At 39.1% G+C, this 26,009-nt stretch carries 18 protein-coding genes and 2 pseudogenes; 9 read left to right on the top strand and 11 right to left on the bottom strand.

Translation table 11 applies throughout. The annotated features are described in order from the left end of the window. Positions 1–31: 31 nt before the first annotated feature. Entirely contained in the window at positions 32–1,159 is a 1,128-nt protein-coding gene (locus ACM0OW_RS14285; RefSeq protein WP_414550767.1) for a site-2 protease family protein, read from the bottom strand. A 481-nt stretch (positions 1,160–1,640) separates the two neighbouring features. Between ACM0OW_RS14285 and ACM0OW_RS14280 the strand changes: the two genes are divergently transcribed. Further along, positions 1,641–2,186, top strand: a complete 546-nt coding sequence (locus ACM0OW_RS14280) for a hypothetical protein (protein WP_414550766.1) — start codon at positions 1,641–1,643, stop codon at positions 2,184–2,186. A gap of 149 nt (positions 2,187–2,335) precedes the next feature. On the opposite strand, the gene ACM0OW_RS14275 is transcribed toward ACM0OW_RS14280, so the two are convergent. From ACM0OW_RS14275 to ACM0OW_RS14230, 10 genes are all read right to left on the bottom strand, one after another. Continuing rightward, the gene (locus tag ACM0OW_RS14275) at positions 2,336–3,280 is read right to left on the bottom strand and encodes a hypothetical protein (RefSeq protein ID WP_414550765.1); all 945 of its coding nucleotides are present in this window, start codon (positions 3,278–3,280) and stop codon (positions 2,336–2,338) included. A gap of 62 nt (positions 3,281–3,342) precedes the next feature. Continuing rightward, complete coding sequence (locus ACM0OW_RS14270; protein ID WP_414550764.1) at positions 3,343–4,473, bottom strand: hypothetical protein; 1,131 nt, start codon at positions 4,471–4,473, stop codon at positions 3,343–3,345. A gap of 47 nt (positions 4,474–4,520) precedes the next feature. Continuing rightward, positions 4,521–5,024, bottom strand: a complete 504-nt coding sequence (locus ACM0OW_RS14265; protein WP_414550763.1) for a hypothetical protein — start codon at positions 5,022–5,024, stop codon at positions 4,521–4,523. Between the two features lie 327 nt (positions 5,025–5,351). Continuing rightward, a complete protein-coding gene (locus tag ACM0OW_RS14260; protein WP_414550762.1) occupies positions 5,352–7,598 on the bottom strand; it encodes a caspase family protein in 2,247 nt (748 codons plus the stop codon). Positions 7,599–7,706: 108 nt separating this feature from the next. Then, positions 7,707–10,616, bottom strand: a complete 2,910-nt coding sequence (locus ACM0OW_RS14255; protein WP_414550761.1) for a CHAT domain-containing protein — start codon at positions 10,614–10,616, stop codon at positions 7,707–7,709. A 10-nt stretch (positions 10,617–10,626) separates the two neighbouring features. Further along, positions 10,627–11,373: a DUF928 domain-containing protein gene (locus ACM0OW_RS14250; protein WP_414550760.1), complete on the bottom strand. Its 747-nt coding sequence runs from the start codon at positions 11,371–11,373 to the stop codon at positions 10,627–10,629. 156 nt (positions 11,374–11,529) lie between these two features. Further along, positions 11,530–13,914 carry a CHASE2 domain-containing protein gene (locus ACM0OW_RS14245; protein ID WP_414550759.1) on the bottom strand — a complete coding sequence of 795 codons (2,385 nt, stop codon included), beginning with the start codon at positions 13,912–13,914 and terminating at the stop codon, positions 11,530–11,532. 23 nt (positions 13,915–13,937) lie between these two features. Continuing rightward, the gene (locus tag ACM0OW_RS14240; protein WP_414550758.1) at positions 13,938–14,915 is read right to left on the bottom strand and encodes a DUF1822 family protein; all 978 of its coding nucleotides are present in this window, start codon (positions 14,913–14,915) and stop codon (positions 13,938–13,940) included. 20 nt (positions 14,916–14,935) lie between these two features. Next, the gene (locus ACM0OW_RS14235) at positions 14,936–15,910 is read right to left on the bottom strand and encodes a hypothetical protein (RefSeq protein ID WP_414550757.1); all 975 of its coding nucleotides are present in this window, start codon (positions 15,908–15,910) and stop codon (positions 14,936–14,938) included. Between the two features lie 407 nt (positions 15,911–16,317). After that, on the bottom strand, positions 16,318–17,466 hold the full coding sequence (locus ACM0OW_RS14230) for an HhoA/HhoB/HtrA family serine endopeptidase (protein ID WP_414550756.1): 1,149 nt from the start codon (positions 17,464–17,466) through the stop codon (positions 16,318–16,320). Positions 17,467–17,677: 211 nt separating this feature from the next. On the opposite strand from ACM0OW_RS14230, the gene ACM0OW_RS14225 reads away from it, so the two are divergent. From ACM0OW_RS14225 to rppB, 8 genes and pseudogenes are all read left to right on the top strand, one after another. Beyond that, a complete protein-coding gene (locus ACM0OW_RS14225; RefSeq protein WP_414550755.1) occupies positions 17,678–18,358 on the top strand; it encodes a DUF305 domain-containing protein in 681 nt (226 codons plus the stop codon). A 95-nt stretch (positions 18,359–18,453) separates the two neighbouring features. Next, positions 18,454–19,113, top strand: a pseudogene (locus tag ACM0OW_RS14220) (efflux RND transporter periplasmic adaptor subunit); the annotation flags it as partial. A 171-nt stretch (positions 19,114–19,284) separates the two neighbouring features. Then, positions 19,285–19,731 (top strand): annotated as a pseudogene (locus ACM0OW_RS14215) (efflux RND transporter permease subunit); the annotation flags it as partial. Between the two features lie 189 nt (positions 19,732–19,920). Then, positions 19,921–22,593, top strand: coding sequence for an efflux RND transporter permease subunit (locus ACM0OW_RS14210; RefSeq protein WP_414550754.1), 2,673 nt, complete (start codon positions 19,921–19,923; stop codon positions 22,591–22,593). 133 nt (positions 22,594–22,726) lie between these two features. Continuing rightward, positions 22,727–23,221: a hypothetical protein gene (locus ACM0OW_RS14205; protein ID WP_414550753.1), complete on the top strand. Its 495-nt coding sequence runs from the start codon at positions 22,727–22,729 to the stop codon at positions 23,219–23,221. Between the two features lie 48 nt (positions 23,222–23,269). Next, positions 23,270–23,848 (top strand): Uma2 family endonuclease, encoded by a 579-nt coding sequence (locus tag ACM0OW_RS14200; RefSeq protein WP_414550752.1) that lies wholly within the window; start codon positions 23,270–23,272, stop codon positions 23,846–23,848. Between the two features lie 7 nt (positions 23,849–23,855). Then, positions 23,856–24,548 (top strand): two-component system response regulator RppA, encoded by a 693-nt coding sequence (gene rppA, locus ACM0OW_RS14195; RefSeq protein ID WP_414550751.1) that lies wholly within the window; start codon positions 23,856–23,858, stop codon positions 24,546–24,548. A gap of 110 nt (positions 24,549–24,658) precedes the next feature. Continuing rightward, the gene (gene rppB / locus ACM0OW_RS14190; RefSeq protein ID WP_414550750.1) at positions 24,659–26,002 is read left to right on the top strand and encodes a two-component system sensor histidine kinase RppB; all 1,344 of its coding nucleotides are present in this window, start codon (positions 24,659–24,661) and stop codon (positions 26,000–26,002) included. Positions 26,003–26,009: the final 7 nt, after the last annotated feature.

Here is a 26,009-nt window from a genome sequence, read left to right as displayed (position 1 = left end):
TTTTTATGCTTATTTTTCAGTGAATCAATCGTTAAGTAACCTGACCAAATTCTCTTTGTCGCTGCAACCGATTAGCCAAATCATGAGCAGTAATGATACTCTTGAGTAAGTCGTGTTGAATCACCAGTATACGACGAACTCCTGAATCTTGCATTTTTTGCAATACTTGAGACATTTTCTCTTCTGAACGAGCAATAACACGGTTTTCTATAGGACTCATTGTATCTTTGATAGTGCGATATTTCCATTCTTCTCTGGGAATATCCTTGATCTGATTTAAAGTAATAATGCCTACAAGATGACTGTCTTGTGTGACTGGAAAAGAATGATAGCGACGATTGAGAAAGTATCTATCTACTAACTCTTGGAGGTTCATGTCAGGACTGAAAGTTTCAGGATGAGGAGTCATGATTTCTCGCGCCTGTACCCCTTCTAAACTGGTGCGAAGCAGAAGCTCCTCATAGCTACTTTCGGCGGCGTTGTACAAGAACCAACCAATGAGAATCAACCACAGTCCGCCTAAAATCGCACGACCAAACATCTCCAAAGCACCGAAGGAAATTAAGAGATAAGCTAGCCATTTGCCCCCATTAGAGGCGATTTTTGTGGCTTTGTTGAGATGTCTAGTATACTTCCAGATAATTGAACGAAAAACGCGACCGCCATCTAAGGGAAAGCCTGGGAGCATATTGAAGATAGCTAAAGCCAGATTAATCGCAGCCAGGTAAGCAAAAACACCTGTAAAGACGACACTCCAACCAGCATTTACACCCACAGACCAAATCAAGCCAAAAAGCCCAGCCAGCAGCAGATTCACAAGCGGCCCCACCCCAGCTATTTGAAACTCATCCCCAGGAGTTTCAGCATCCATACGGGTACGGGAAACTCCACCAAAAATAAATAAGGTGATACCTTCGACGGGAATTCCTTTAGCCCTGGCTACAAAGGTGTGAGAAAGTTCATGCGCCAGCAGCGATGCAAAAAATAGTAGTGTTGCTACTATCCCCATACCAAAATAAGTTCCCCTGTCAAATCCTGGATAGTTGGTGGGGAAGATACCCACGCTTAAAGTCCACAGGACGAGGAAAAAAATTAAGAACCGAGACAAGTCTACTCGGATTTCAAATCCGAAAATAGAACCTAGGCGAAAACCTTGCATAATTCGTAATTCGTAGTTAAGAAAGTTTTACAGCGCTTCCGGCTATTATGCAATACAGTTTTCTCCTTGTCCCTCTCCTATCATAGCTTTCAGCTTTGGGGATGTACCTCATAGCTGCCGGAAGTGCTGTATTGTTTATGCCCAAAGGTTTGTAAATATCAACGCAAGTATAGAAAAGGGTAAGTGATTTCGCCTCTAGCAAACGATAGAGAGATGAGATGTATCTTTTGATAGGGACACCTTCAAAGAATAATTCTCTCATCAGAGTGAAATTTACTGGTCATACTTCCACCGCAGCAGGTAAACAATAGAGTTGACGTTTCCGGCTAAGTATCAAAAAGCTTGCTTACAGGAGCTTTGAGACTCAAAACTAATTTTTTTGACTATTTGCGTAATATCGCGACTTATCTGGAGAAATACTTGATATAACGACAAACTACAGTCGTTAATTATCTCTCAACCATCTGCGTATTTTAGACCTATGAATAAAAAACTTTCCCAAATCGCACTGTTTCTAATGGTTCTGACAAATATCAATCCTGTCATGGCCGCATCCAAAACCCCGAATGCAGACTTATCAACTCAAAAATTAGAGGCTGTGGAAAATCCCAACAACATGATAGTAGCTCAGTTCTGGCGAGATATCCAACGCACTGTTAATACTGTGAATGAAGTCACAAATACTGTTGATGCAATCACCAACCCCAGAAATAATCGCAATCAGATGCGTAACGTCCAACAACCACAGCGAATAAACAAATTACAAGAACAACGTAAAGCATATCAGGAAGAAAGGAAAAAACTACAAGCAGAACGAGATGAACAAAAAAAACAGTATCTTGAGAGTCTGTCACCAGAGGAACGCAGTGCTTTTCTGCAAAGGGAACAGGAACAAAAAGCCCAGATGATGAGAACCCTTGTTGAAGGCGCAATGATTATTGCACCGATGATGATGGAGAATGACAATCCCAACACAGGAAGGCGTACTCAGCTTGTAAATTGCGACAAGTCCTATGATTGTTTGTGAGTTGACTGCATGACCTGCACCTGCTAAAAGATGTATAAATCCAGCCCACATTAAAGCTGTTCCGGCATTAGTAAGGGCTGGAGAATATAAAATTGTGATTAATAGACTCAGAATACAAATTTTTGCCAAGGCTTAGTGTACAAGTTTAATTATTGAGCCTTCACAACCACCGGCTGGGTTCCCCTAACAATCAAAGCTATTTTTCTCTGTTCAGGATGAAGAATACAAATTTGATCCTTACCCAGTTGAAATACCACAAAATCCCCTTCCAGATGAGTTGCATGACTCACACGCCACCATGCAAAAGGTGTCTCAAGAGCAAATTGAAAGCTTAAATTTTCAGATTTATTCTCCCCTGTAATTCCTCCCGCAGACCAATAACTTAGCCTATATTCCCAATTTGTATTTTCAGTCAGTTTGGGGACAGAACGAGAAGGAGGGCGAACTTCAGGAATCACAGAATCAAACTCAGATAACTGCATAGTCTGTTGCAACTTCCCTGCCAAATTAGACCGAATTGGTTGCTTATTTTCAGCAGAGATGAAATACAGCACATATTCTTCCCTCGGTTGTAACTCTGAGGCTGAGACAACATCAAGCTGAGTTAACATACTCGTCTGACTAGCCCAACCATACCAAACTAATAGCAGGAGATAGCTGATACCATGAATAATAAATGTAGCTTTAAGAGCCTTGGCAAATGAGTTTTGCTGTTTGTAAAATAGTATCCAAAAGAAAGGATATTCAATAATTAACGTCATTACAAAAGCAAGGGCGACAAAGATATAAAGCCAGACATGGACATTTTCAATAGTTATAGTGGCAAGATTACGGGATAGTCGCTCTAGGGATAATAGACCCACCCAAGCCGAGATATAATTAGCCAGAATCAAGATACTGATGGTTTTTGAATGTGGTGTATGAAACCATTTTGAAAGTAGTCTTGCTTCAATTAAAGCAATGACTCCATTACCTGCCAAAAGATGTATGATTCCAGCCCAGAGTAAGGCTGTTCCAGCATTAGCAAGGGCTGGTAATGGTAAAAGTGTGATTAATAAACTGAGAATAAAAACCAGTATCCATTTAATTTTCATGTATTTTGTTCAGGAAATATTGATATATTTTTTCAAGGTTTCATTTACTTTGGTTGTACCCCTTATTCATCTTTATTTGGGGGAAGTAGGTCGTACCAATAATTAGGATCGTAAAACTCTACTGTATTTCCTGATCCCCATTGGGTGGGAAGCCTTTTTAATTCACTCAGCATATCAGGATCTATTGCACTACGGGTATTTCTATCAAAGGCTTGAGAACCAATTAATATTGGTATGACTGCATTTTGAAAGGCATTATAAGAAAGTTGCATTCTAAATCTGGCTTTCTCCTCAATCATGTTTGAAAGGTTAGCTGCTTGAAGTACACTGGCAACGGAATTAGCACAACCGCCCCAAATCGGATACTTTTGACCTCCTATTTGATACGTTTTCATTGGCCAAGAATTATTGAAATTGTCAATCGTTCTCACTTCTCTGATATTCAAACCATAATGTACTGGACCACCCGGACCACTTGTGAGGCTGGTTTGCTTTTTTATTTCCTGAAGTAAAGCAAATGTTTCCTTTGCTTTTGCGCCTAATAAAACCTGCTTCGCTACCCTCGGTTTACGCCGTGTTACTAGTCGAGATTGAAATTGTTGAAGTGTTTCCCACGACCCCTGAAGATGTCCGGCTAAAACCTCTAAAGGATAGCAACAAATCATAATTCGATCTTCCTGATCAAAAAGATAAAAAGAGGTATTGATGTATGGTCTACGTCTGGGAAATCTGGGATTGACTTGCAAAGGGTTGAATCCAGTTCTGGTAATCCATCTTTGATAAAAGCCAACATTTTCACCAGTATTGCTAAAACATAACTCTTGCCAAGGTTCATTTTTGTCTCTAAATCTAGTGAAAAGTGCAGCGTGTCCAATGATAGAACCTTTACTGAAAAGACTATTTAAGACAGTAGAAAGTCTAAAAGTATCACTTAAAATATAGTCTCTACGTTTATAAAGTTCTTCCTGAATATAAGACCAAACAACAAAGGCTGATTTTTCAGCTACCTCTCTAGGATTTGAATTATTCCACGGTATTTTACCACCATAACTCTGCCAAATAAGTAGATATATCTCTAAAGTCGGTTCAGAAGTTTGGGCAGAACTATGAGACGACCAGTTACTTGCTAAGACTGTCCCGCCGAAACATCCTGCACCAATAATAAACTGACGACGGTTAAAATAATTCCCCATAAATGTACTCCGCTAAAAGTTGATTAAGAATGATATATTTGATCTAATTACTTCACAGATTTCCAATCAGATATAAATGGATTTAGTACCCACGTTACTATTAACCTCTGCTCACCTCTAGAATATTCAGGAATACCAGATGTTCCATAAGTTCCATGACTATATATAATTCCTTCGATATTTTTACCATTCACTGCTACCTCTTGAATAACCTGTAACATAATAGAGAAAGCAAAAGGATCACGTGTTTTGCAATTTATGCTAATTTTTATATAAGGATTCCTTTCAGCTTTGTTAGTTTTATTAATAGGAATACCATTTTTAATAAGATGAGTTGCGATACCTGATTGTAAATTTTGTTGACTTATCCCAATAGGACATTCTTTTTTGGATACCCGAAGTTGTAATTGTGATATTTCTTTTAAACTCTCAGGTTGCCAGCCATAAGTTGCTGCGGCTGTTTCTAGAGTTAAGAATAATGAGGAAACAGTAGATAATGCTAAGATTTTGATTGTTTGTATTGTTTGAGTAGTTCTGAAAACACTTTTCATAACGTCTCCTGTGTTGAGAAATGCTTATTTACTAAATATTTCGCATGAAAGGCAGAAGAATTACGCAAATTCTTCAAGTTTTTTATTTTGTGGACAAAGGAATAAGCTTCGGCGTACACAAGGGCGGGCAGTCCTTGCCCTCTCCCACAAGACTTATGATATTATTGGCAAGGTGCTGTATAAAGTCAGTCTGGGCGGACTATGGGAAATTTAATTAGGGTGGCACCAAGACCTGGAAGACGGTGCGTTAGGCTAAAGCCATAACACACCCTACATATACTGAGATTTTTTCACTAATCAAATCAATCTGATTCCTATAGTTACTGCTTATTTTACGGCTTGGTAGGTGATGGACATGGTTGCTAATTGTGTAGTATCGCTTAAACGTGCTGCTGTTTTGGAAGTAATATTGGGGGTGTCTCTCAAAGTACCACTATGAATATCTTCTATTAATAAGTTGATAACCTCTGTGGGATTATCAGCTATGGTTATGGGTACATTTCGGTTGACTTGTCGTTTAGCAATGGTTTGTAAGCTCTGCAAACTCTTTCTTAAAGGTGATTTGCTAGCCACTACTAAGATTTCTGTTAGTCCTAGAGGTTCAATAATTTCTAATTGCCAAATATCTTGTGAGTTGGGGATTCTTAAAGTTTCTCCTGCTGCTACTAGGGTGGCGTTATCCGCAGCTGACCAAGTGTTAGGAAAGATGACATCTATGTTTCCTTCGGGGTTAATTACTAAGACTGTAATATAAAGGTCGCTATTTTCTTGATTTTTAATTTCAAATCGAATGAGTGTTTTTAAAGGAATTTGAGGTATTCCGTTTTCGTAATTGATTTGAGGATTAGGGGGAGGATTGACGTTAAGTTCACTGACTTTACCGAATGAACGGTTAATAAATGGTTGAATTTGAGCCGCAAATGTTTCCTGACTACCTACAATATTTAAAGTAGCTACGACGTTGAGCCGGGATGAGTTGGCATTTAAGGTTAATTTGATAATTCTCGCTGCTAAAAGTGAACGAAATTTAGGCTGGAGTCGAGTTAAGGCGTTAGCTATGGTTTCTTTCGCACTCCCAAAGGAACCAGGAATTAAATCGAGTGCTTCTGTATATAAACCGAGGCTATGGAGAGGGGGAATATAGGGGGCTTGTTTGTTTTTTAATTCTGCTTGTTGTGCTGCTGTGAGGCGACCAAATATATAATGAATTTCTCCTGTTTGTAAGGTAACGGGTTGGACTCGCTCTATTTTGGCAATTTCGTTTCTAGCTATAGCAATATCTTGACCTAATGAATTATCTAATCCAATTCGCAATTGATAATCAGAGGGAATGGCTCTAATTCTTTCTTGTAATAAGGTTCCTGGTTTTAATAATTCTGGTGTTTGCAGTTCTAAAATTTTACCATTACCAGTCAATCCGTTGCGCGATTCTAGTTGGATTTTGCCTCGCTCAATTCCTTGGTTGTCTATTAGTTGAAAGATGGCGTTTTGCTTGAATGCGGCTAGGGCTTGGGGTGGTATTCCTCCTAACCACAGGTTGACATTTTTACCCGTTATTTGAGTAATTACGGCTTCGGCTGTGGGGACTGGTTGGGTGAGAAAATATGTTGGTTTGCGGGCGTTGTTACTATTGGTTTTGGCTGTTAATTCTGGGGTTTGATTGGAAGTAAATGTACTGTTGATGCTGCGAGAGATATTAGTAATTACTGTTTTTACTGGTGTGTTGCTATTTTCTTGCCAGAGGTATTGTGTCATTAAATAAGTAAATGCTCCGGTGACGAAATCATCTAAGTATGCTTCTGCGGCGATTTGGTTTTTTCTGGCGGCTGCAATTACTATTCCTTTGGCTATACCCTGTTTGCGTTGTTGTTCTAGTTCTGGGGGGGATATATTGAGGTGAGATAGCCATTTGTGTTGATATTCTATTTCTGTTTGGCTGGGAGTGTATTGTTTCCCGTCTGCAATTGACCTGATGGTGAGGTTTCCTCGTTTTCCTCCCCCTGCATAACAACTGTCTAAAACTACGGTGAGATTTTCTGTTTTGATTGCAGACATTAATAAGAAGAGGGTTTTACCGGTAATGTCGGAAACTTGTAGTTGATTGTTGACTACAGAAATGGCGCGATCGCTCGGAACAAATGTACTATTTAAATTTTCTGAAAAACCACTATCTCGGTCGAATACTTGAGAACCATGTCCAGAAAAGTGATAAACTACTGTGTCTCCTGGTTTTGCTTGTTGAATCAGATGTTCTTCAACGGCTTGTAATATTCCGGCGCGAGTGGGTTTAATTTCACTTTCATCACTGACTAATAAAATATCTTGAGGATGAAAGCCAAAACGATGTATTAAGAGTTCTCTTTGCAGATAAATATCTGTAATTGAGCCTTTGAGATTTTCTACGGTTTGATAATTGTTGATTCCAATTAATAAGGCTAGTTTCCGAGGAGTGGAAGCGGAAACAGCTTGAGCATAGCGTAAACTTTGATTTTTAATATTGAAATAGTTTAAGCCTAATGTGGTTAAGGCTGAACCAGCAAATTGCAGAAATTGACGGCGTGGGAAATGAGTCATGGTTGGATAATTATAATTTTAACCCTGGCGACTAGAAGTCGCGGCTACACAAACGAGACGCGTAGCGTCTTCCCAGAGGGAAGGCCGCCTCCGCGGGTTAAAAATACGTTATTTTGATTGTCCGATTAAGGTGAAACCAGCCCAGTAAAGAGGGTTAGGATAATCTTTTTTGATGGTTAACATGGCTTGTCTTAATGCTTGGGCTTTGTCTAATTTGTGTTCTTGAAAGTTACGGTAAAATTCCACCATCAGGTCTGCTGTTTCTAGGTCGGGAATAGCCCATAATGAAACTACTATACTGGGAACTCCGGCAACAATTAATGATCTAGATAAACCGACTACACCATCTCCAGTAATATTACCTCCGCCAGTGTCGCAAGCGCTGAGAACTGCTAATTCGGCTGTTAAATTTAATTCTTGAATTTCACTGGCATTTAATAAGCCATTATCTATTTTGGAGGGAGCTAAAGCAATTGCACCGGGGATACCAAAACTGGCATAATCTTCTAATAGTCCATGAGTTGCTAAATGAATATATCGGGCTTGGGGTAATTGTTTTAATACTTCATTTTTTGTGGCTTTGTCTCCTGTTAAAAATTTGGTGTTTAGGAATTGAGCAACTTCTTTTCCTTCTCTTTCTGCACCGGGTAAATTACGGAGTTGGATAGGGGATGGTTGATTAGGTAGGGTAATTGTAGGCATTGTGGGATTACCTACTACTAATGCAATTTTACCTGGTTGAGTTTGTTTTTGCTGTTTTTGGCGGGTGATTTCTAAAGCTTGAATTGAAGGTGCTGTGAGAATTGTATGTTTTTCGATGAGATAGTTATTTTGGGAGTCGATTAAAGCTGCAAAGGGGACGAGAAATAATTCTTGATGGGGGACAAAAACTACTTTGGCTTCTGGGTTGGTTGGTAATAAATCTGCAATGGGTTCTATGAGTAATTTATGTAGTTGTTTGAGTTGTTCTTGGGCGGGAACTCCTGAAGAACTGCGATTTAAATTTTCTGGGACTTCTGCACCTGGTTTGAGGGATACGCCAATGCTGCGATTTAATCCCATTGTTTGACGGGTGTTAGTTACTAAGTTTTTCAGGTTAATATTTTTCTCTTTTAAATCGATTTGACGAGATATGATTTCTCCTGTGGGTTTAATTACCCAAATGACTAATTTTTCCGGTTCTCCCGGAAATGTGTTCCAATGAAGATTATCATAATATCCGGGGAGAGAGGATGGATGGAAAAATGTAGTTTCAGAAATAATTGAGTATTGTACAAGGGTTGTTTGATGAGAGCGTGCAGTTTGTTGTAGTTGTTTGATATCTGGAGGTTTAATATCTGATGTGGTTCTACTGGCGAGGGTTGCGAGTTGATCTAGAGCGGCTGGGTTTTCTGTTACAGCGTCTAACCACATTTTTGTTTTTGACTGAATTCGTGCTTCTGCTTCTTTTTCGTAATCAAAGTTGACTATATCAGACAATAAGATGGCTTCTCCTTGCCTATTATATACACGGTCAACTCCTGGGGGAAATGAATTGACATATCTTCGCACGTCTTCAGCATCAAAGTTGATTCTATCAGCCAATGAGATGTCTTGTCTATTATATTGATGGTCAAGTCCTGGGGGAAATGAATCGAAATATCTTCGTATTTCTCCAGCAATTTGCTGAATCATAATTTCACGAGGGTAAACAATTTTTACTAAAGCTTCGACTCTTTCTTTTAAACTAATATCGCTAGGTGCGCTTGCAGCTTCTACTAATAATCTGGTACGTCCCCATTCGGAAGCAGCTAAAGCTTCTGCTGGTTTATTTTGAGCTAAAAGAACTCGCTGTAATAACGCATTAGCACGAACTTGATTGTTAAAGAGTTTAAAAATGTGTTGCGTATATCCTTGAAATCTCGACCTTTTCCTAATATTTTCAAATATTTGCGTAGCTTGGCGTAATTCTTGTTCGGCTTCTTTTAGTTGTCCTAATTTTTCTAAAGCCAGTCCAGCTAAAACTCGCCCTTGTCCATTACCAAAGTCACCTTCATTATTAATGTTAGCCATTTCCCAGACTAATTTATCATAACGAATTTGCATTGCTTCACCTATATCTATAGATCGGCGAGCATAATTAAGAGCTTGTTTATAATTCCCTAAACTATAGTGGACTCGACTGAAGTAAAGCGCAGAATCTTTAAAATTTTTATAACCTCCACCAATGTCACCGTCAATATAGAAAATTATTCCGGGTGTAATAGCATCGGCTTTTTGAAGATAAGGTAATGCTTGACTAGGCTGTTGTTTCTGTAAATAAGTTTCAGATATTAGTAATAAAATAGGAATGAGATTGCGTTGTATTTCATCGTCATAGTCATAAGCAGAAGAATTACCTGATTTCTTGAAGGCGTGATATCTAGCTGTTGATAATTTCTCGGCTAGTTTTAAATGAGCCAGAGCTTTAACAAAATCTCCCTTGTATAGATAAAATCCTCCAAATACTTCTAAAGTTCTAATTCGGTCTTGTTCTCTGCCAATAATTTTAGCTTGAGATAATGCTTGCTGAAAATATCCTTCTGCTCCTAGAAAGTTTTGTTTGTTTTGGCGGATAAAACCTTGATCAATTAATTGTTGGATTGAAGGAGTTAGTTGATGTTCGTCTAGAGGTTTTTGGCTTTCTTCTTTCACATTTTCTTGATTATTTTCAGAAACTAGCTCCTGGAGTTTATCAAATATTCCTCGTAAACGATACAAAAGAATCAATCTATCTCTAAGCTGATTTACCATGTCTATATTACCGATTTGCTGATACATTCTCATGGCTTGTTCTAGAGAATTTGATCCAAGTGCATATTGTCCGGCTGCTAATTGCTGTTCTCCTTGCTGTCTGAGTCTATCGGCTTCGGCTTTGCTATTGTTTTGCGCGATCGCTATACTAAATTGAAAGGGTAAAAAACTCAAACTGGAGCTAAAAGCTACGGTAAATAATGTCAGAAATATCAGGAATAATTTAATGTTTTTATATTTTTTCATGGCTTTCTAATTATTCGGAAACAACATTACAACAATTAACTAAAGGCTCAGATATAAATTCTGATAATTCTACATCGGGATGGGATAATAAATCTAACCAAATTTGTTTTAATTCTTGGCCTGTTGGTTGAGAACGAAGGGATTCAATTAATTTAGTTATAGTTTCATACCATAAACCTTGACTAGCATATAAATCAATTTGTTCTTTAATAGAAATAGTTGATGTTGTGAAAGCTTCATTTGTAGCGACTCGTTGCACTACTCCCTCTACTCCTGTGAGTGACGGTTGAATATTGGGGTTACAAGTAAAATACACTCGCCAACGATAAGCACGATTTACTTCTAAAGCAGGTACATTTTCAGGTATTGGAAAACTCACAATACCCCCACCGTTACTAACTTTATAGTTCAGGACAGCCACAGGTGCAGTAGTTTCTTCATCTCTAATAATTAGAGTTAAATTACCTTGTTTATGAGGGATATAAAACCAAAAAGTAGGACGTTCAGCGAGGGTATTTCCCCAATTTGTTTGCGGTATTAAAGCAGTGATAGCTTTTTCTACAGCAGGACAATCATCACGACTTCCTGTGTTAGTAGAAGAGCGAGAACGATTTCCTCCCGGTGCGCCATTATTAGGTGGATTAAACTGAAGCGGTTCTTTGGGAAGGTTTTGACCAGCTACTGGGTGAATTAAATAGCGATCGCCTAAGACCAAAGTTAAAATTAAAAGGAAGATATAAGTGCTGGTTTTTTTCATGATCTAATGTTATTATGTGATTGATTTTATTTCTAAATAGAAAAACTAAATTTAGTATTTTATCATAAAAAAACATAATTATCATTAATTTGTTAAGTGTTTTAAGTTACATCTTTTGTATTTTTCACCTTTGAACGTACTGTATACAGATATTTTTTAACTTTTGCGAATTTTAATAGGTATTAGACTCCAATATTTTAGCAATAGGTATCCAGTCAGGCTGCTAACCAGTAAAGCAATTACAGATGGTGCTAACGGTATCCATCCGCCTGACAATAAAAATATAAAGCAAATTAGACAAAGAATAAAAATAGAAATCCCAATATATATATATAGTAAAAAATAATTATGATGCTTTAACCAGGCGATTGTAATTCCACTTCCTGCTAAAGACCAAATTATAATCCAAAAATTTTCTCCTGTTTCCGGCCAAGTCCATAGTAAAGGTCGTTTATCTAAAACTGCACTGATAATTTGACTGGTCATTTGCGCCTGAATTTTAACTCCTGATATTTGAGGTAAAACACCTTGACTGTAAGGAGTAGAAAAGTAATCTGTGGGATTAGATATAGCAGCAACTACGCCAATAATAATCATGCGTCCCTTGACTAATTCGGGATTTAAGTTATTTTCTAGGACATCATTCAAAGAAACAGTAGGAGCAATATTTTCGGGTTTACGATAATTAATTAAGATTTGAAAACCGCGATTATCTAAGTTTTTGTATGCGCCACTATTTGATTGTAAACGGTTAATTGTAGTCTGTCCAATTTTGATGCGATCGCTATCTATAACTTCTGGCTTGATTCCTTTGGCATTTAAGTATTTTGATGCTAGTTGAAAGCTAAAAGAAAAGCGAGTAGGACAAGGATTATTTAAATCAGGATTCATGAATAGTAGCTGACGACGCAGAATACCATCGAACTCATCTAACTCTATATTGCTAAAGCCTAAACGGTTTTCAGTAATTCCAGGTGGTGAAGCAATCCCCGGTTTATTAGGGTCATTATCTGCTAATTTCACACTACATAAAACAATTAAATTAAGATCATTTTGTAAAAGTTTTAGTAACTTTTGATGACCTGGTTCTATCGAGCGATCGCGAAATATTAATAGACCGATAACGCTGGGTTGATATTGTTGTATACTCTCAATAGTTGCAGCTAGTTTACCATCAGATAAAGGATAACCCCAACGATTGATATCTGCTTCTGTAGCTTCCACTATTAACAACCGAGAATCTACCCCTTCATGGGGACGCATTTTCAACAACCAGTCGAAAGCTGTAAATTCCCAAGTTTGTAGAAAACCAAAAGACCGCATTCCTATCACCAACATCGCCACCAACAACCCAGATAAAATTACACTTCCTTGACGCAAATATCGATTAGGAGGACATACTAAAGGAGGATCACGTAGTTCTGACCAAGTAGGTGGGATAACAGACCAATGTTGACAAACTACAGGTAGCCAACTTGCACAGTAATATTGATCTTCTATATCTTTCAGTCTGCTTCTGGCTTCTCTGATAGCAACATAGAAAGATTTCCCACTAGAAAAACTAGCAATAAACTCTGCTAAAAATTCTTGGGCGACTTGATTTTGTACTTGTTCCCGCATCACAATAATCTGAGGTATACCTAACTCTTCTAGTTGAGGTACTAATCCCAAACCTTGACAGGAATTAAAAATGGCTAATTGTAAACCATTATCTATCGCTACTTCTAACGCCGAATTTAACTCAGATATTTCTAGCTTAGTTTTCGCATTTATACTTATCCATCCTTTCTCAGCATTAGACTTACTATGTCCAGCATAAAATAAGATATTCCATCCTGGTTTTTCTCTGAGGCGATGGCAAATTTGCTGACGAGAAGGCTGAGAGATAATTTCTAACTCTACTTCCCGATTATTTCTCAGAGTATTCAAATCTGCTTCTGGATCGATATTTGTACAATCCCCAATAATTGCTAAAATTCGGACTTTTCCCGCATTTAATGAATTTTGTTGTGGTTTAAAAGAAAATTTAGGCGCACTTAAGGCGACTTCTGCTTTTGTATATTTTTTGAAAAAACTCCATTCGTGCCAAGGTAATTTTCTTAATATTTCGTTATTCGTTTGAATTACTAAAATTACTTCATCTTTTGTATTTAGGTGAGTGCGTAAAGCTTGGTCAATTGGTTGAAATTCTAAGGAACTTAGCCATTTATTAATGTTCTCAATTAAATAAGCAGTTAATTCTGTTGCACTCTCTTGATTTCCTCGCTCTACACTATTTTCAGCAAATTCTAATGCTCTTGGTTGCCAATTTAGGCTTTGAATATCAACATTTTCTTCTAAAATACTACCTCTATTAGTAATAAATTCCTCATATAGCCACTGCCATTTTTGGTAAGTTTTGGCAATCTCTTGATTAGGTGGTAGGCTACCAATATCTATTTCTTCAATTAATTTTTCTCCTGTGTATATCTTTACTAAAATGTGAGAGAATCCGCTTTCTAGACTCCCCTCTCCTAACCGCAAAGAAACAAGATTTCTCATGATTATTTATACAACTCTAAAAACTAAACCATAAAATCCTCAGTTAAACTAGCATCACCAAAAGTTATTCTCAGCTTAAATTTATCGCCTAACTCACCAGTAAATTCTGGTAATTGAATAAAATAATCTCTCAATTCAGATTGAACTTCTTTAAGAGGTTCTTCCAATTGAGAAAGTATTTCTAATTTCAGACCTAATGGTAAATATTTTTCTTCTAAAACTGGACATAGGCGAGCGCGAATCTTGAGCTTTTCTGCTGATTGTGGTATGACAGTCAAGAGCAATATGATTGATTGACTAGCCAAATTTATTTTTAAGTTAATCAACTTGGCTTTGTTGATAGTTTCAGAAGTATTTCTGGTCATATAACTTAAATTGTGTGGTTGTCTCATCAACAAATCCTCAGCATTTTGCCATTCTCGCTCAATGTTTTCTGTAGTTTGTTTTAGCCACTGACTCAGAATTACGACTCCTGCTTGAATTGATTCACTAAAAGCTTCTCCAATAATTTGTGATTTTTCTTTTTGACTTAAATATTCAGGAAAATCTTCTAAAGAATGCAATTTATCCCTAGATACAATTCCTGCTGTTTCTGCTACTGAAGATACAAAACCGAGAATATTAGCTTCTGAAAACGTTTCGTCTATATGTACGAATACATAACCGATACGATTTGACCAAGCATCCTCTGAAACCTGAATATCGCCATCTGAAAAAACTGCACGACATTCTAACTTACCGTGATGTTTAATTTCTAAATCTGCTACATCGGCAAAAGTAGACATCACAGGATGGTGAAAATCGCTGTCATTCCAATCAGTTTCATATCCTAGCGCTTCTAAATAATCTTTTACAGCACATATAGCTAAAACATGATGATAAAATTCTTTGGCTTTAACTAAAGTTAATTTTTTTTTGCTCAACTCTTTGGCCATTTTTCGGTGAGACGATTTTAGATTAACTGTAAAAATCAAATTTTCAGTGAGTTCCCAAGTATTCATTGCCTATACTTCCTAATTAGTTATTGTAAATAATCTGCTAAATCAGCTTTAACTTGTTGAAATTCTCGCTCATAAAAACTTTTGATGGTAGTGTATGGTATTTCCCATTTCCTGGACAGATTTTTAAAAGTTTCTCCTTCCCAATTAATAGCAATTAATACATCTTTAAAGGTAATATGAGTTTTATCTTTTCTAATGGGTTTACCAAGTTTATTATTTGGGTCTTCTGCAATCAGGGTTTTAATTTCTTGGGATTTTTGTGAACAACCAAATTTTTGTTCAATATTATCATAAAGATATTCTCTCATGAAATTTGGGTCTTCAGTCGAAATACTGATTTTAGATTCTGCTTTTAGATGCGTTTGATTTTTCTTGATTCCTAAAATTCTGACACCTGCATCTATAAATTTTCGAGGAATCCAATAATTTATCAAAGCCATAAAATCTCCTTTTGTGTCGTCATATTTATCAATATTGTCTAAAGCATAGCGAATAGACTCTCCTTTAGCTTCATTAAAAGCGTCTTGATAATCTTGTGGAGATAATTGTAAATTTCCTCCAAGTCCTTGTTTCTTGTATGTATTTTTTGTGTCTATAGCTTTAATCAGCCATTGCACAGCTTGTTTTCTTTGAAAGCTATTGGGGTGAGTTGTTTTAACTTGTATAGCTAAGATGTTGATAAATTTATCTGTGATTAACTCTTTCTGATATTTTTTGTGAAGAATTAGAGCTTCTGTGAGCAAAAGTTCTGCCAATTCTTGAGAATTAGATGTTTTGTTGATACAAATTTTAAAATTATCGGCAATTTCTTGTTGTAATTTACCTTGAATTTGCTGAATATTTTCAGGAAAAAGATTGAGCATATATTTTGAATTCCACCAATAGCATGAAGATAAAAATAAGATAAGTTGAGTTTTAATCTGTTTTGCTTCATCACTTGTTGGTGAATGTTCTTGATACTCATTGAATAATTTAGCTAACTCTTGTATGTTCATCTTTTTACCTTTTTAGCTTTATACAGCACATTTGATTGAAGTTGTGTACACAAGGAACCCCACAAGATTTATCACATTAATCTGTGTACTTGATTTACTGAAAAAGTGCTGTATATCTTTGAGTATTTTATACCCAGAATGACTAAAGCTCATTGATCATCTCAACGACCTCGGTATTTAGATGCAAAACGACTGCATCTGTTTATTTTTCTCTGAAATCACCAAAACTTTACGCAAAAGTTAAATTTAATTTGAGATTTGATATTAAGTCAGGTTCATTAGTGACAATTATTACAAATTAGCACCCCAACCCGTAAGCGGAGAAGGGAGATAAAACTTTGATTTGGTGAGGTTACAGGTTTAATAAATTGTCCGCAATTCGCTGTATATTTTATACGACTGTGTTGCTATTTTGTGGGTAAAGCTTCTGGTTGAAGTGTGATTTGTTGTCTGCTACCATCACGATTGATAGTAATTTGCATAGTTTCACCAATATTGGTGGCTTCTACTTGTTGCTGCACTTGTTTGGTATCTTGAATCGCCACATTATTAATACTTTCAATAATATCACCGGGACGCATTCCAGCCCGGAAAGCAGGCGAGTTGCGGACGACTCCTAAAATAATGATACCCCTATCCTGAGTAATGGTAATACCAACATTACTTTGATTAATTTTCTCACGCAATTCAGGACTTAATTGAGCCATTTGAATGCCGATGTAGGGGTGGTCTACTCGCCCTTTTTCTATGAGTTGTGCTGCAATGCGTTGAGCAGTATTAATGGGAATGGCAAAACCTAATCCTTGCGCTCCCTGGATGATAGCGGTGTTCATCCCAATTACCTCTCCTTGAGCATTCAGCAAAGGGCCGCCAGAGTTACCGGGATTAATGGCTGCATCGGTTTGGATAAAGTCAACTCGCTCGGTTGGTATACCCAGACCCGCTACAGAACGCTGTGTAGCGCTGATGATTCCTTGGGTGACTGTATTATCTAATCCTAAAGGATTTCCGATCGCGATCGCAGGTTCTCCCGGCATTAAATTATCTGAGTTACCCAACTTGACTATTGGTAATTCCGTAGCAGCAATTTTGACAACAGCAACATCAGTAACAGAGTCAGCACCCACCACTTCGCCCTGAAAACTGCGACCATCTTTTAATAAAACTGTTACCTTATCTGCATTTGCTACCACATGAGCATTAGTAAAAATTAAACCATCAGTAGTAGTTATAAATCCTGAGCCAAGTCCTTCTTGTACTTCTTCTCTCGTGGGTAACTGTCCCGGAAAAAATCTTTCTATTACAGGGTCAGGTGATCTTTGTACAGTGCGTGTGGAGTCAATTCGCACTACTGCGGGGCCTACCTGTTGAACAACCCGTATTACATAATTTACATTGAGATTTATATTGGAATTTAGATCAGAATTGGTGGTTGATATCGGGAATAGGTTTTGGTCTGCTGGCTGTTGAGCATTCCTGACATCTCTGGTAGGGATACTACATCCACTTACGAGTAAAAATAAGCAAAGAGCCGATTGCTTGAGAAGTCGTTTCATAGTCAATGCTCTGGGACTGGGGAATAAATGCCCAATCACCTTGAGGCGATGTTTCACTTTCTATTGTAGTCAGGGAATAGCAGCATTTCATCCTGGTTTCATCTTTGTCTGCAATGCTCAATAGTGGGGTAAAAATTCCTGCACAGCTTGACTCTCTAGTTAACTAGAGAGTTTATTATATAATCGGAATTATGTCTTGTGGATGAGAGTTATGCAAATTTTATCTTTGAAAAATAATTTTTTGGCGTTGAGCTTTGTAATGTTGACCTCCTTAACTGGCGGAGTTTTGACAGCTTGTTCTACAACGACTTCTGAAAACCCAACCCCCACGACTGCAAGCGAAACAAGCGACCAGCAGCAGATGAAACACGGTGGTATGGATCACGCAATGGATTTAGGTCCAGCCGATGCTAGCTATGATTTACGGTTCATTGATGGCATGATTCTGCACCATCAAGGAGCTTTAGATATGGCTAAGGAAGCACAGGAAAAATCACAACGTCCTGAAATGAAAAAGCTAGCGGACGAAATTATTACCGCTCAAAATCAGGAAATTGCTCAGATGCAGCAGTGGCGTTCAGCTTGGTATCCTGACGCTGGGGATAAAGCAATGGCTTATCATGCCGAAATGGGTCATGCGATGGAGATGACACCTGAGCAAAAGCAAGCCATGATGATGAGCATGGATTTGGGTGCAGCTGATGCTGAATTTGATTTGCGCTTTATCAATGGGATGATTCCTCACCATGAAGGGGCTTTAGATATGGCTCAAGATGCTTTGGAGAAGTCTCAGCGTCCGGAAATGAAGAAATTGGCTGAGGAGATTATTCAGGCGCAAGAAACGGAAATTAACCAAATGAAGCAGTGGCGACAAGCTTGGTATAACCAGTAAGACCTGTTGTGTATCAATGTGCGCCGGATTATAAGCTGTTGAGCATTCAACTTGCACAATTTGGACGGGCAAGATGCCCATCCCACAAAAGTTGTTATGAAAAAGATTTAGAGCGAGTCAGAAGCGGACAACAGATATTAGTGAAAATTGCATCCTTACCTAACCGGACATTTACTGGACGCATTACCGTGATTGGGTCTGTGGTAGGAGGCGAAACGCGAGTTATCCCTGTGAAAGCTGAAATTATTAACCCAGGCGGAATCCTGAAACCAGGGATGTTTGCAGAATTAGAAGTTCTCACAGACCAAACATCCTCAGACATCTTAGCCATACCCAGTTCAGCTGTAGTAGAAGCCAATAATATCAAACAAGTATATATACAAAATGGTAACGCCTATCAACCAGTAGAAGTCACCTTGGGTCAAACCTCCGGCGACATGATAGAAGTCAAAACAGGCTTATTTGAAGGAGACTTAATAGTTACTCAACGTGCGCCCCAACTGTATGCTCAAACCTTGCGGGGTGGAAGTCCAAGCACAACAGCAGAACAAGAACACACCTCAGTCAACACAGAAACCACAACATCAAGTTTACCACTGTGGCTGATAGGAATGGGAGGAAGTGCGATGCCTGCGGCGGGCGCTTGCGCCATCGCCTGCATAGCCTTCATCACAGGAGCCTACTGGACACACCGCCGCCAGACACATTTACTACCAGCAGCCAACCCCCACATAAACCAAGAAATAAAGAAATAACACAAAAACTCTCTAAAACCCTCCTTCCTCTGAGTCCTCTGTGCCTCTGCGGTATGCGCTTCGCGCACGCTACGCGAACGTTACTCCTCCAAATAAAACACCAAAAAAACCTCCGCGAACCTTTGCGCTAACCTCCGCGCCCCTCTGCGTTAAAAATCCTCCTCCTCCACCATGCTCAACACAATCCTCAAATGGTCAATAATCCAACGCTGGATAGTAGTCCTCGGAGCAGTCATAATCACCTGCTTAGGAGTATATAACCTCACCCAAATGCCCCTAGATGTCCTCCCCGACTTCGCCCCACCCCAAGTAGAAATTCAAACAGAAGCCCCAGGACTAGCACCAGAAGAAATAGAAACCCTAATCACCCTACCCATAGAAAGCGCAGTCAACGGTACACCAGGAGTAGAAACAGTCCGTTCCGCCTCAGCCGTAGGAATTTCCGTCGTCAAAGTCATCTTCAACTGGAACACAGACGTTTATCAAGCCAGACAACTAGTAACAGAACGGTTACAACAAGCACAACAAAAACTACCAGAAGGTATAGAAAACCCGCAAATTTCCCCCATAACTTCCCCCATCGCCACAGTCTTACAATACGCCTTCACCTCCAAAACTCTGCCACTCATGGAAGGGAGCAACGCGATTTTGTGAGGTTCGGAAATTTGGTAATATAAGTTACCTAAGCTTTGAGCGATCGCTACCTAGAAAAGGTAAAAATAGGGAATTTCAACCAGGGTTTATTAGGAATCAGCCCTGGTAATTGAGATATAAAATCCGATCTCACATTTTCGCGTTGCTCCCCTCATGGAAGTGCGGCGCTTAGTAGACAGAGATATTACCAACCGGCTGCTAGCTGTTCCTGGAGTTTCCCAAGTGATTGCTTATGGTGGAGATGTGCGTCAATATCAGGTTTTAGTAAATCCTGACAAACTGCAAGCCTTTAATGTCACCTTAGATGAAGTCACAGCAGCTACTAGGGAAGCTAACGTTAACGCTGCGGGTGGTTTTTTGATAAATCCAGACCAAGAGCTAATTATTCGGGGCTTAGGGCGGATTGAGTCTATTGAAGAACTAGGGAAATCAGCTATAACTTCTCGTAATAATACACCTGTGTTACTGCAAGATGTGGCAGATGTCCGCATTGGTGCAGGTTTAAAGCGTGGAGATGGGAGCTTGGATGGTCAGCCAGCCGTTGTAGTTCTGATTAACAAACAACCGCAAAACGATACACCCACAGTCACGAAAGCCATCGAACAGGCGATGTCAGAAGTGAAAGCTGGCTTACCCGCAGATGTCACAGTTACAGAAACCTTCCGCCAAGAAAACTTTATTACAGCTGCTATTCAAAATGTTACCAGTTCCCTCAGAGATGGGATAATTATCGTTTGCATTATCCTGTTAATGTTTTTGATGAACTGGCGCACCGCCATCATTACCTTAAGCGCCATTCCTCTATCCGTGTTAATTGGGATGATGATTCTCGGCTGGTTTGGTCAAGGTATCAATACTATGACACTGGGAGGTTTAGCCGTGGCCATTGGTTCGGTGGTAGATGACTCGATTGTGGACATGGAAAATTGTTACCGGGGATTAAGGGAGAACCAAGCAGCCAAAAATCCGGTGCATCCTTTTAAGGTGGTTTATGATACCTCTGTAGCAGTGAGAGTCAGCGTAATTTTTTCTACAGTAATTATCGCCGTTGTCTTTGCCCCTATTTTCACCTTCACAGGTGTGGAAGGTCGGATATTTGCACCGATGGGTGTCGCTTATTTGGTGTCAATTTTTGCTTCAACTTTCGTGGCTATGACCTTATCTCCGGCACTTTGCGCGATTTTACTAGCAAATCGACAACTACCCACAGATGATACTTGGGTGAGTGCTTTAGCACAGCGCTTTTATCGTCCTCTCCTCAATTTTGCTACGGGTTTTCCCAAAGTTATTTTAGTTGTAGCTACAGCTTCCTTAGTTGCCTCTTTAGTAATTTTGCCGACTTTGGGACGGGTGTTTTTACCAGAATTTCAGGAATCATCTTTAGTGAATGCGATGGTGCTTTATCCTGGAAGTTCTCTAGATGCGACAAATCAAGTGGGATTTGCTTTGCAGGATGCACTCAAGGACGACCCCAGATTTAAAACTGTGCAGTTAAGGTCGGGACGCGCCCCTGGTGATGCAGATGCTGGGGGGGTGAATTTGGGTCACTTGGATGTGGAATTGAGTGATGAGGGTTTGCAGGAGCGGGAAGCCAGTATTGAGAAGCTACGCGCTGAGTTTGCTAAAATACCCGGAGTTGCGCCGAGTATTGGCGGTTTTATTTCCCACCGCATGGATGAGGTATTATCAGGAGTAAGAAGTGCTATCGCAGTGAAAATATTTGGCCCTGATTTACCAGAATTGCGCCGTTTGGGGTCAGAAATTGAGGCTGTCATGGGGGATGTTCCGGGACTGGTAGATTTACAACTTGAACCCCAAGTTCCCATTCGACAGGTGCAAATTAAATTTAGCAGAGAAGCCGCCGCCCGTTATGGTTTAACTGTCGGTAATTTGAGTCATACGTTAGAAACAGCGCTGAACGGGCGAGTTGTTTCTCAAGTGCTGGAAGGACAACAATTATTTGATTTGGTGGTGTGGTTGCAACCAGAATCACGCAATAATTTAGATGTTATTCGTAATTTATTAGTAGATACTCCCACAGGTCAAAAAATCCCTCTAACTCAAGTCGCCAGTATTGAATATGGAACTGGGCCGAATACCATTAATCGCGAGAATGTTTCACGTTTGATAGTCATATCTGCAAACGTTTCCGGTCGAGATTTAGGTTCTGTAGTGAATGAAATTCAAACCAAAATCAGTGAGTCAATACAGTTACCCACGGGCTATTTTATCCAATACGGCGGACAGTTTGAATCAGAACAACGCGCCACCGCAAATCTACTGTTATTTGGAGGAATAGCATTTGTAGCGATCGCAGTTTTAATGTATTTTGCTGTTAAGTCTGTTGCGGCTATGTTGATGATTATGGTTAATTTACCTCTAGCACTGGTGGGGGGTATCTTTTCTATTGCGCTGGGAGGGAGAATTATTTCTGTGGCTTCGTTGGTGGGGTTTATTACTTTGTTTGGTGTGGCGACACGTAACGGTTTGTTATTAGTCGATAATTATAATCACAAGTTGGCGGAGGGAATGCCTTTAAAGGAGGTGATTTTTCAAGGTTCTATGGAGCGTTTAGTTGCTATTTTGATGACGGCTTTAACTTCAGCTTTAGGAATGGTTCCTTTGGTAGTTGGGACTGGTGCTGGTAAGGAAATTTTGCAGCCTTTGGCTGTGGTTGTGTTGGGTGGTTTGTTTACTTCTACGGCTTTGACTTTGCTGGTTTTACCTGCTTTGTATGCTCAATTTGGTAAGTTTCTAATGCCTAAGCAAATACAGCCTTCTGTAAATGTGGAAAACGGTAAAGCTGTAGGAGCAATTTGGGAATAGTAAATAAGTATGTACTTTACCACTTTCCTTCTTCCTTCGTGTACTTTGCGTCCTTTGCGGTATGCGCTTCGCGCACGCTACGCGAACGTTCTCATATAATTCAATACATTTTAGAACAAAATCTGTATAAATAATGAAAAATAGTAAATCAATAACATCAAACTTGGTTATTTTAGGAAGCCTTGGATTGCTGTTTTTAGGCGCTTGTAGTAATACTAATCAAGTAGCTAATACAGAAACTCCAGCTACCCCCATCGCTGAAACTCCGGCTGCTTCTGTTGCGCCTGTAGCACAATCAAATAACGAGCATGGCGCAAGTAAGGGCGGTCAAGTTGTAGAGACAGGAACCTATCATTTAGAGTTCTTGGCTGATAAGGAAGCTGGGGGAAGTCACTTGGATTTATATTTGCTGACTGGTGATACTCACGAAACTGTACCTGATGCTAATGTCACGGCTGAAGTTCAAACGCCTGATGGTACGGAAAAAACTCTTCCTTTTACATATAATTCTGGAGATAAACACTATACGGCTATGCTGAATGAAGCAGCATCAGGTCAGTATCAAGTCAGAATTACCGCAGATGTTAAAGGCGAAAAGGTGAACGGGCGTTTTAGTTTTAACCGATAATGGTGAGAAGATGCAGTTCCTATATTTTAGAGGCTGGAGGAAGTAATTATGAGCGCTTTAACTTTACAATTACCTCATCATTTGCAATTTACTGATGACGAATTTGCTCAGGTTGTTGCTGCTAACAAGGATTTACGTTTGGAATTATCTGCGGAAGGGGAATTAGTTATCATGTCACCAACTGGGGGAGAAACGGGAAACCGGAATTTTGAAATTTATATTGATTTAGGTATTTGGAACCGTCAATATAATTTGGGAAAAGCTTTTGATTCTTCCACTGGCTTTAAACTTCCTAATGGTGCAACTCGTTCTCCTGATGCTGCTTGGATAAGGATGGAAAAATGGGATAGTCTCACACCTCAACAAAGAAAGAAATTTCTGCCTTTGTGTCCTGATTTTGCTGTGGAATTGGTTTCTGAAACTGATGATTTAGCAGACACTCAAGCCAAAATGTGGGAATATTTAGCCAATGGTTTACAACTGGGTTGGTTAATTAATCCCCATGACCAACAAGTAGAAGTTTATCGTCCTCATCAACCACCAGAAGTTTTACAAGCTCCTAAAAGTTTATCAGGTGAAGATGTACTTCCTGATTTTATTTTAAATTTACAACCGATTTTTACATAACAGGCTAATGAGGGTTTTACTGGTTGAAGATGAACCAGATTTAGGTGCTGCTATTAAACGGACTCTTACTCAACATAAGTATTTAGTTGATTGGGTAATTGACGGAGATGAAGCATGGGGATATTTAGAAAATAGCTGGACTGAGTATACATTGGCTATTTTTGATTGGATGTTACCCAAAATTTCTGGTTTGGAATTGTGTAAAAGGTTGCGGAAAAATCAGAATTGTCTTCCTATTTTGATGCTGACTGCTAAGGATAGCATGGAGGATAAAGTTACTGGGTTAGATGCAGGGGCTGATGATTATTTAGTTAAGCCTTTTGGGATGGCGGAATTGTTAGCACGGTTACGGGCTTTGCAAAGAAGGTCGCCCCAATTTCAGCCACAAAAATTAACTGTGGGTAATCTGACTTTAGATTACGGTAATAATCTGGTTGTTAGTCAAGATGTTGCGGGGAATTTCCAGGAAATTACTTTGACTTATAAAGAGTTTCAGTTATTAGAGTATTTTATGAAGCACCCCAACCAAATTCTCACTACTGAACAAATTCGTCATCAGCTTTGGGAAGTGAGTGCTGAACCTGTTAGTAATGTGGTGGCGGCTCAAATGCGTTTGTTACGGCGGAAGTTGGTTAATGGTGGGTGTGAGAATATGATTGAAACTTTACATGGTTTGGGATATCGGTTTAATTTTAATTGATGAATATGGATTTATTTCACGCAAAGGCGCATCAGCGAAGCGAAGCACGAAGTGCGTTAGGCGCAAAGGTGCAAAGATAAGAGTTAGAGAAGGGCTTATTGCATGGTTTTATGTATGAGAATAAGTTGTTTCGGCAGACGCGGTTGCGTTTGAGTTTGTGGTATGCGCTGGTGATGGCTGTGATTTTTAGTCTGTGTGAGTATGGGGTTTATCGGGTGGTTTCTCATACTCAATGGGTAACTTTAAATCGTGAGTTGGAATCTGTGGCGGGAACTCTACATGATAGTATTGAACTGAAGTTGCAGGAACCAGGGAAGTTGTCACCTGTAATGGAGCAGCTTTTACCTAATATTTGTGCAGTTGGTGAAGGTTGTATTCAAGTAGAGTCACGTTCTCAGCATCATGTTTTGAGTGCTATTAATCAAAGTAATTATTATGTGCGTTTTTTTGATAATTCTAAACGTTTGATTGCTATTGCTGGTGCTTATCCAAAGGGTTTATCTTCAGAGTTTAATCAGGAAAGTTGGCAAACTTTGAAGGACAATCAAGGTATTATTTATCAACAAATTTCTTTTGTTCTGCACACTCAAGATAATCGCGATTGGGGTTATATTCAAGTTGGGCGAAGTCTTGAAGATTTTAATACATATTTGGAAACGATAAAATTAACTTTAGCTTTGGGTTTACCAATAGCTTTGGGTTTGGTGGGTTTTGCTAGTTGGTGGTTAGCAGGTTTAGCTATGCAGCCAATTTATCTTTCATACCAACAAGTTCAGCAATTTACAGCCGACGCAGCGCACGAGTTACGCACACCTTTAGCCGCAACACAAGCAACGGTGGAATCTACGCTGTTTATGTCCCAACTCGATGAGGCGGAGACGCGGGACATCCTGACAACTATAAAACGTCAGAATCAACGACTCACAACTCTGGTGACAGATTTATTATTGCTGACTCGTTTAGACCGTCAAGCTGTATCTATACAATGCGATGTGTGTTGTTTGAATGATATTATTAATGATTTAATTGAGGAATTTGCGGCATTAGCGATCGCCTCTAATATAAAATTATGTTCTCAGGTCGGAATGTCTACATTTCTAAATGTTATGGGTAATGAAGATCAGCTTTATCGCCTATTTTCTAATTTAATTGTTAATGCTATTCAATACACACCAGCAGGGGGAAAAGTCACTATTGATTTAAGTCGCAATGACCATTATGCTGTAATTCAGGTGCAGGATACAGGTATTGGTATTCCCCATTCGGAGATTCCGAGAATTTTTGATCGTTTTTATCGAGTTCATAGCGATCGCTCTCGTAGCACTGGTGGTTCTGGATTAGGATTAGCGATCGCACAAGCCATTGCTCATGCACACAAAGGCAGTATAGATGTACACAGTATCCTTCAAAAAGGTAGCAATTTTACGGTAAAATTACCTTTGAATAATAGATAACAATCTT

The organism is Anabaena sp. CCY 0017, from assembly GCF_963920885.1.
GTDB lineage: Bacteria > Cyanobacteriota > Cyanobacteriia > Cyanobacteriales > Nostocaceae > Nodularia.
The sequence above is the reverse complement of the archived record's forward strand: the minus strand, read 5'-3'. Positions and strand labels throughout refer to the sequence as shown.

Excerpts from the sequence above, each read along its gene's own strand:
- ACM0OW_RS14235 (WP_414550757.1), bottom strand. The coding sequence starts at position 15,910 with ATGAACATACAAGAGTTAGCTAAATTATTCAATGAGTATCAAGAACAT.
- ACM0OW_RS14250 (WP_414550760.1), bottom strand. The coding sequence starts at position 11,373 with ATGAAAAAAACCAGCACTTATATCTTCCTTTTAATTTTAACTTTGGTC.
- rppA (WP_414550751.1), top strand. The coding sequence starts at position 23,856 with ATGAGGGTTTTACTGGTTGAAGATGAACCAGATTTAGGTGCTGCTATT.
- ACM0OW_RS14210 (WP_414550754.1), top strand. The coding sequence starts at position 19,921 with ATGGAAGTGCGGCGCTTAGTAGACAGAGATATTACCAACCGGCTGCTA.
- ACM0OW_RS14270 (WP_414550764.1), bottom strand. The coding sequence starts at position 4,473 with ATGGGGAATTATTTTAACCGTCGTCAGTTTATTATTGGTGCAGGATGT.
- ACM0OW_RS14240 (WP_414550758.1), bottom strand. The coding sequence starts at position 14,915 with ATGAATACTTGGGAACTCACTGAAAATTTGATTTTTACAGTTAATCTA.
- ACM0OW_RS14225 (WP_414550755.1), top strand. The coding sequence starts at position 17,678 with ATGCAAATTTTATCTTTGAAAAATAATTTTTTGGCGTTGAGCTTTGTA.
- ACM0OW_RS14280 (WP_414550766.1), top strand. The coding sequence starts at position 1,641 with ATGAATAAAAAACTTTCCCAAATCGCACTGTTTCTAATGGTTCTGACA.
- rppB (WP_414550750.1), top strand. The coding sequence starts at position 24,659 with ATGTATGAGAATAAGTTGTTTCGGCAGACGCGGTTGCGTTTGAGTTTG.
- ACM0OW_RS14200 (WP_414550752.1), top strand. The coding sequence starts at position 23,270 with ATGAGCGCTTTAACTTTACAATTACCTCATCATTTGCAATTTACTGAT.
- ACM0OW_RS14260 (WP_414550762.1), bottom strand. The coding sequence starts at position 7,598 with ATGACTCATTTCCCACGCCGTCAATTTCTGCAATTTGCTGGTTCAGCC.
- ACM0OW_RS14205 (WP_414550753.1), top strand. The coding sequence starts at position 22,727 with ATGAAAAATAGTAAATCAATAACATCAAACTTGGTTATTTTAGGAAGC.
- ACM0OW_RS14275 (WP_414550765.1), bottom strand. The coding sequence starts at position 3,280 with ATGAAAATTAAATGGATACTGGTTTTTATTCTCAGTTTATTAATCACA.
- ACM0OW_RS14265 (WP_414550763.1), bottom strand. The coding sequence starts at position 5,024 with ATGAAAAGTGTTTTCAGAACTACTCAAACAATACAAACAATCAAAATC.
- ACM0OW_RS14285 (WP_414550767.1), bottom strand. The coding sequence starts at position 1,159 with ATGCAAGGTTTTCGCCTAGGTTCTATTTTCGGATTTGAAATCCGAGTA.
- ACM0OW_RS14255 (WP_414550761.1), bottom strand. The coding sequence starts at position 10,616 with ATGAAAAAATATAAAAACATTAAATTATTCCTGATATTTCTGACATTA.
- ACM0OW_RS14245 (WP_414550759.1), bottom strand. The coding sequence starts at position 13,914 with ATGAGAAATCTTGTTTCTTTGCGGTTAGGAGAGGGGAGTCTAGAAAGC.
- ACM0OW_RS14230 (WP_414550756.1), bottom strand. The coding sequence starts at position 17,466 with ATGAAACGACTTCTCAAGCAATCGGCTCTTTGCTTATTTTTACTCGTA.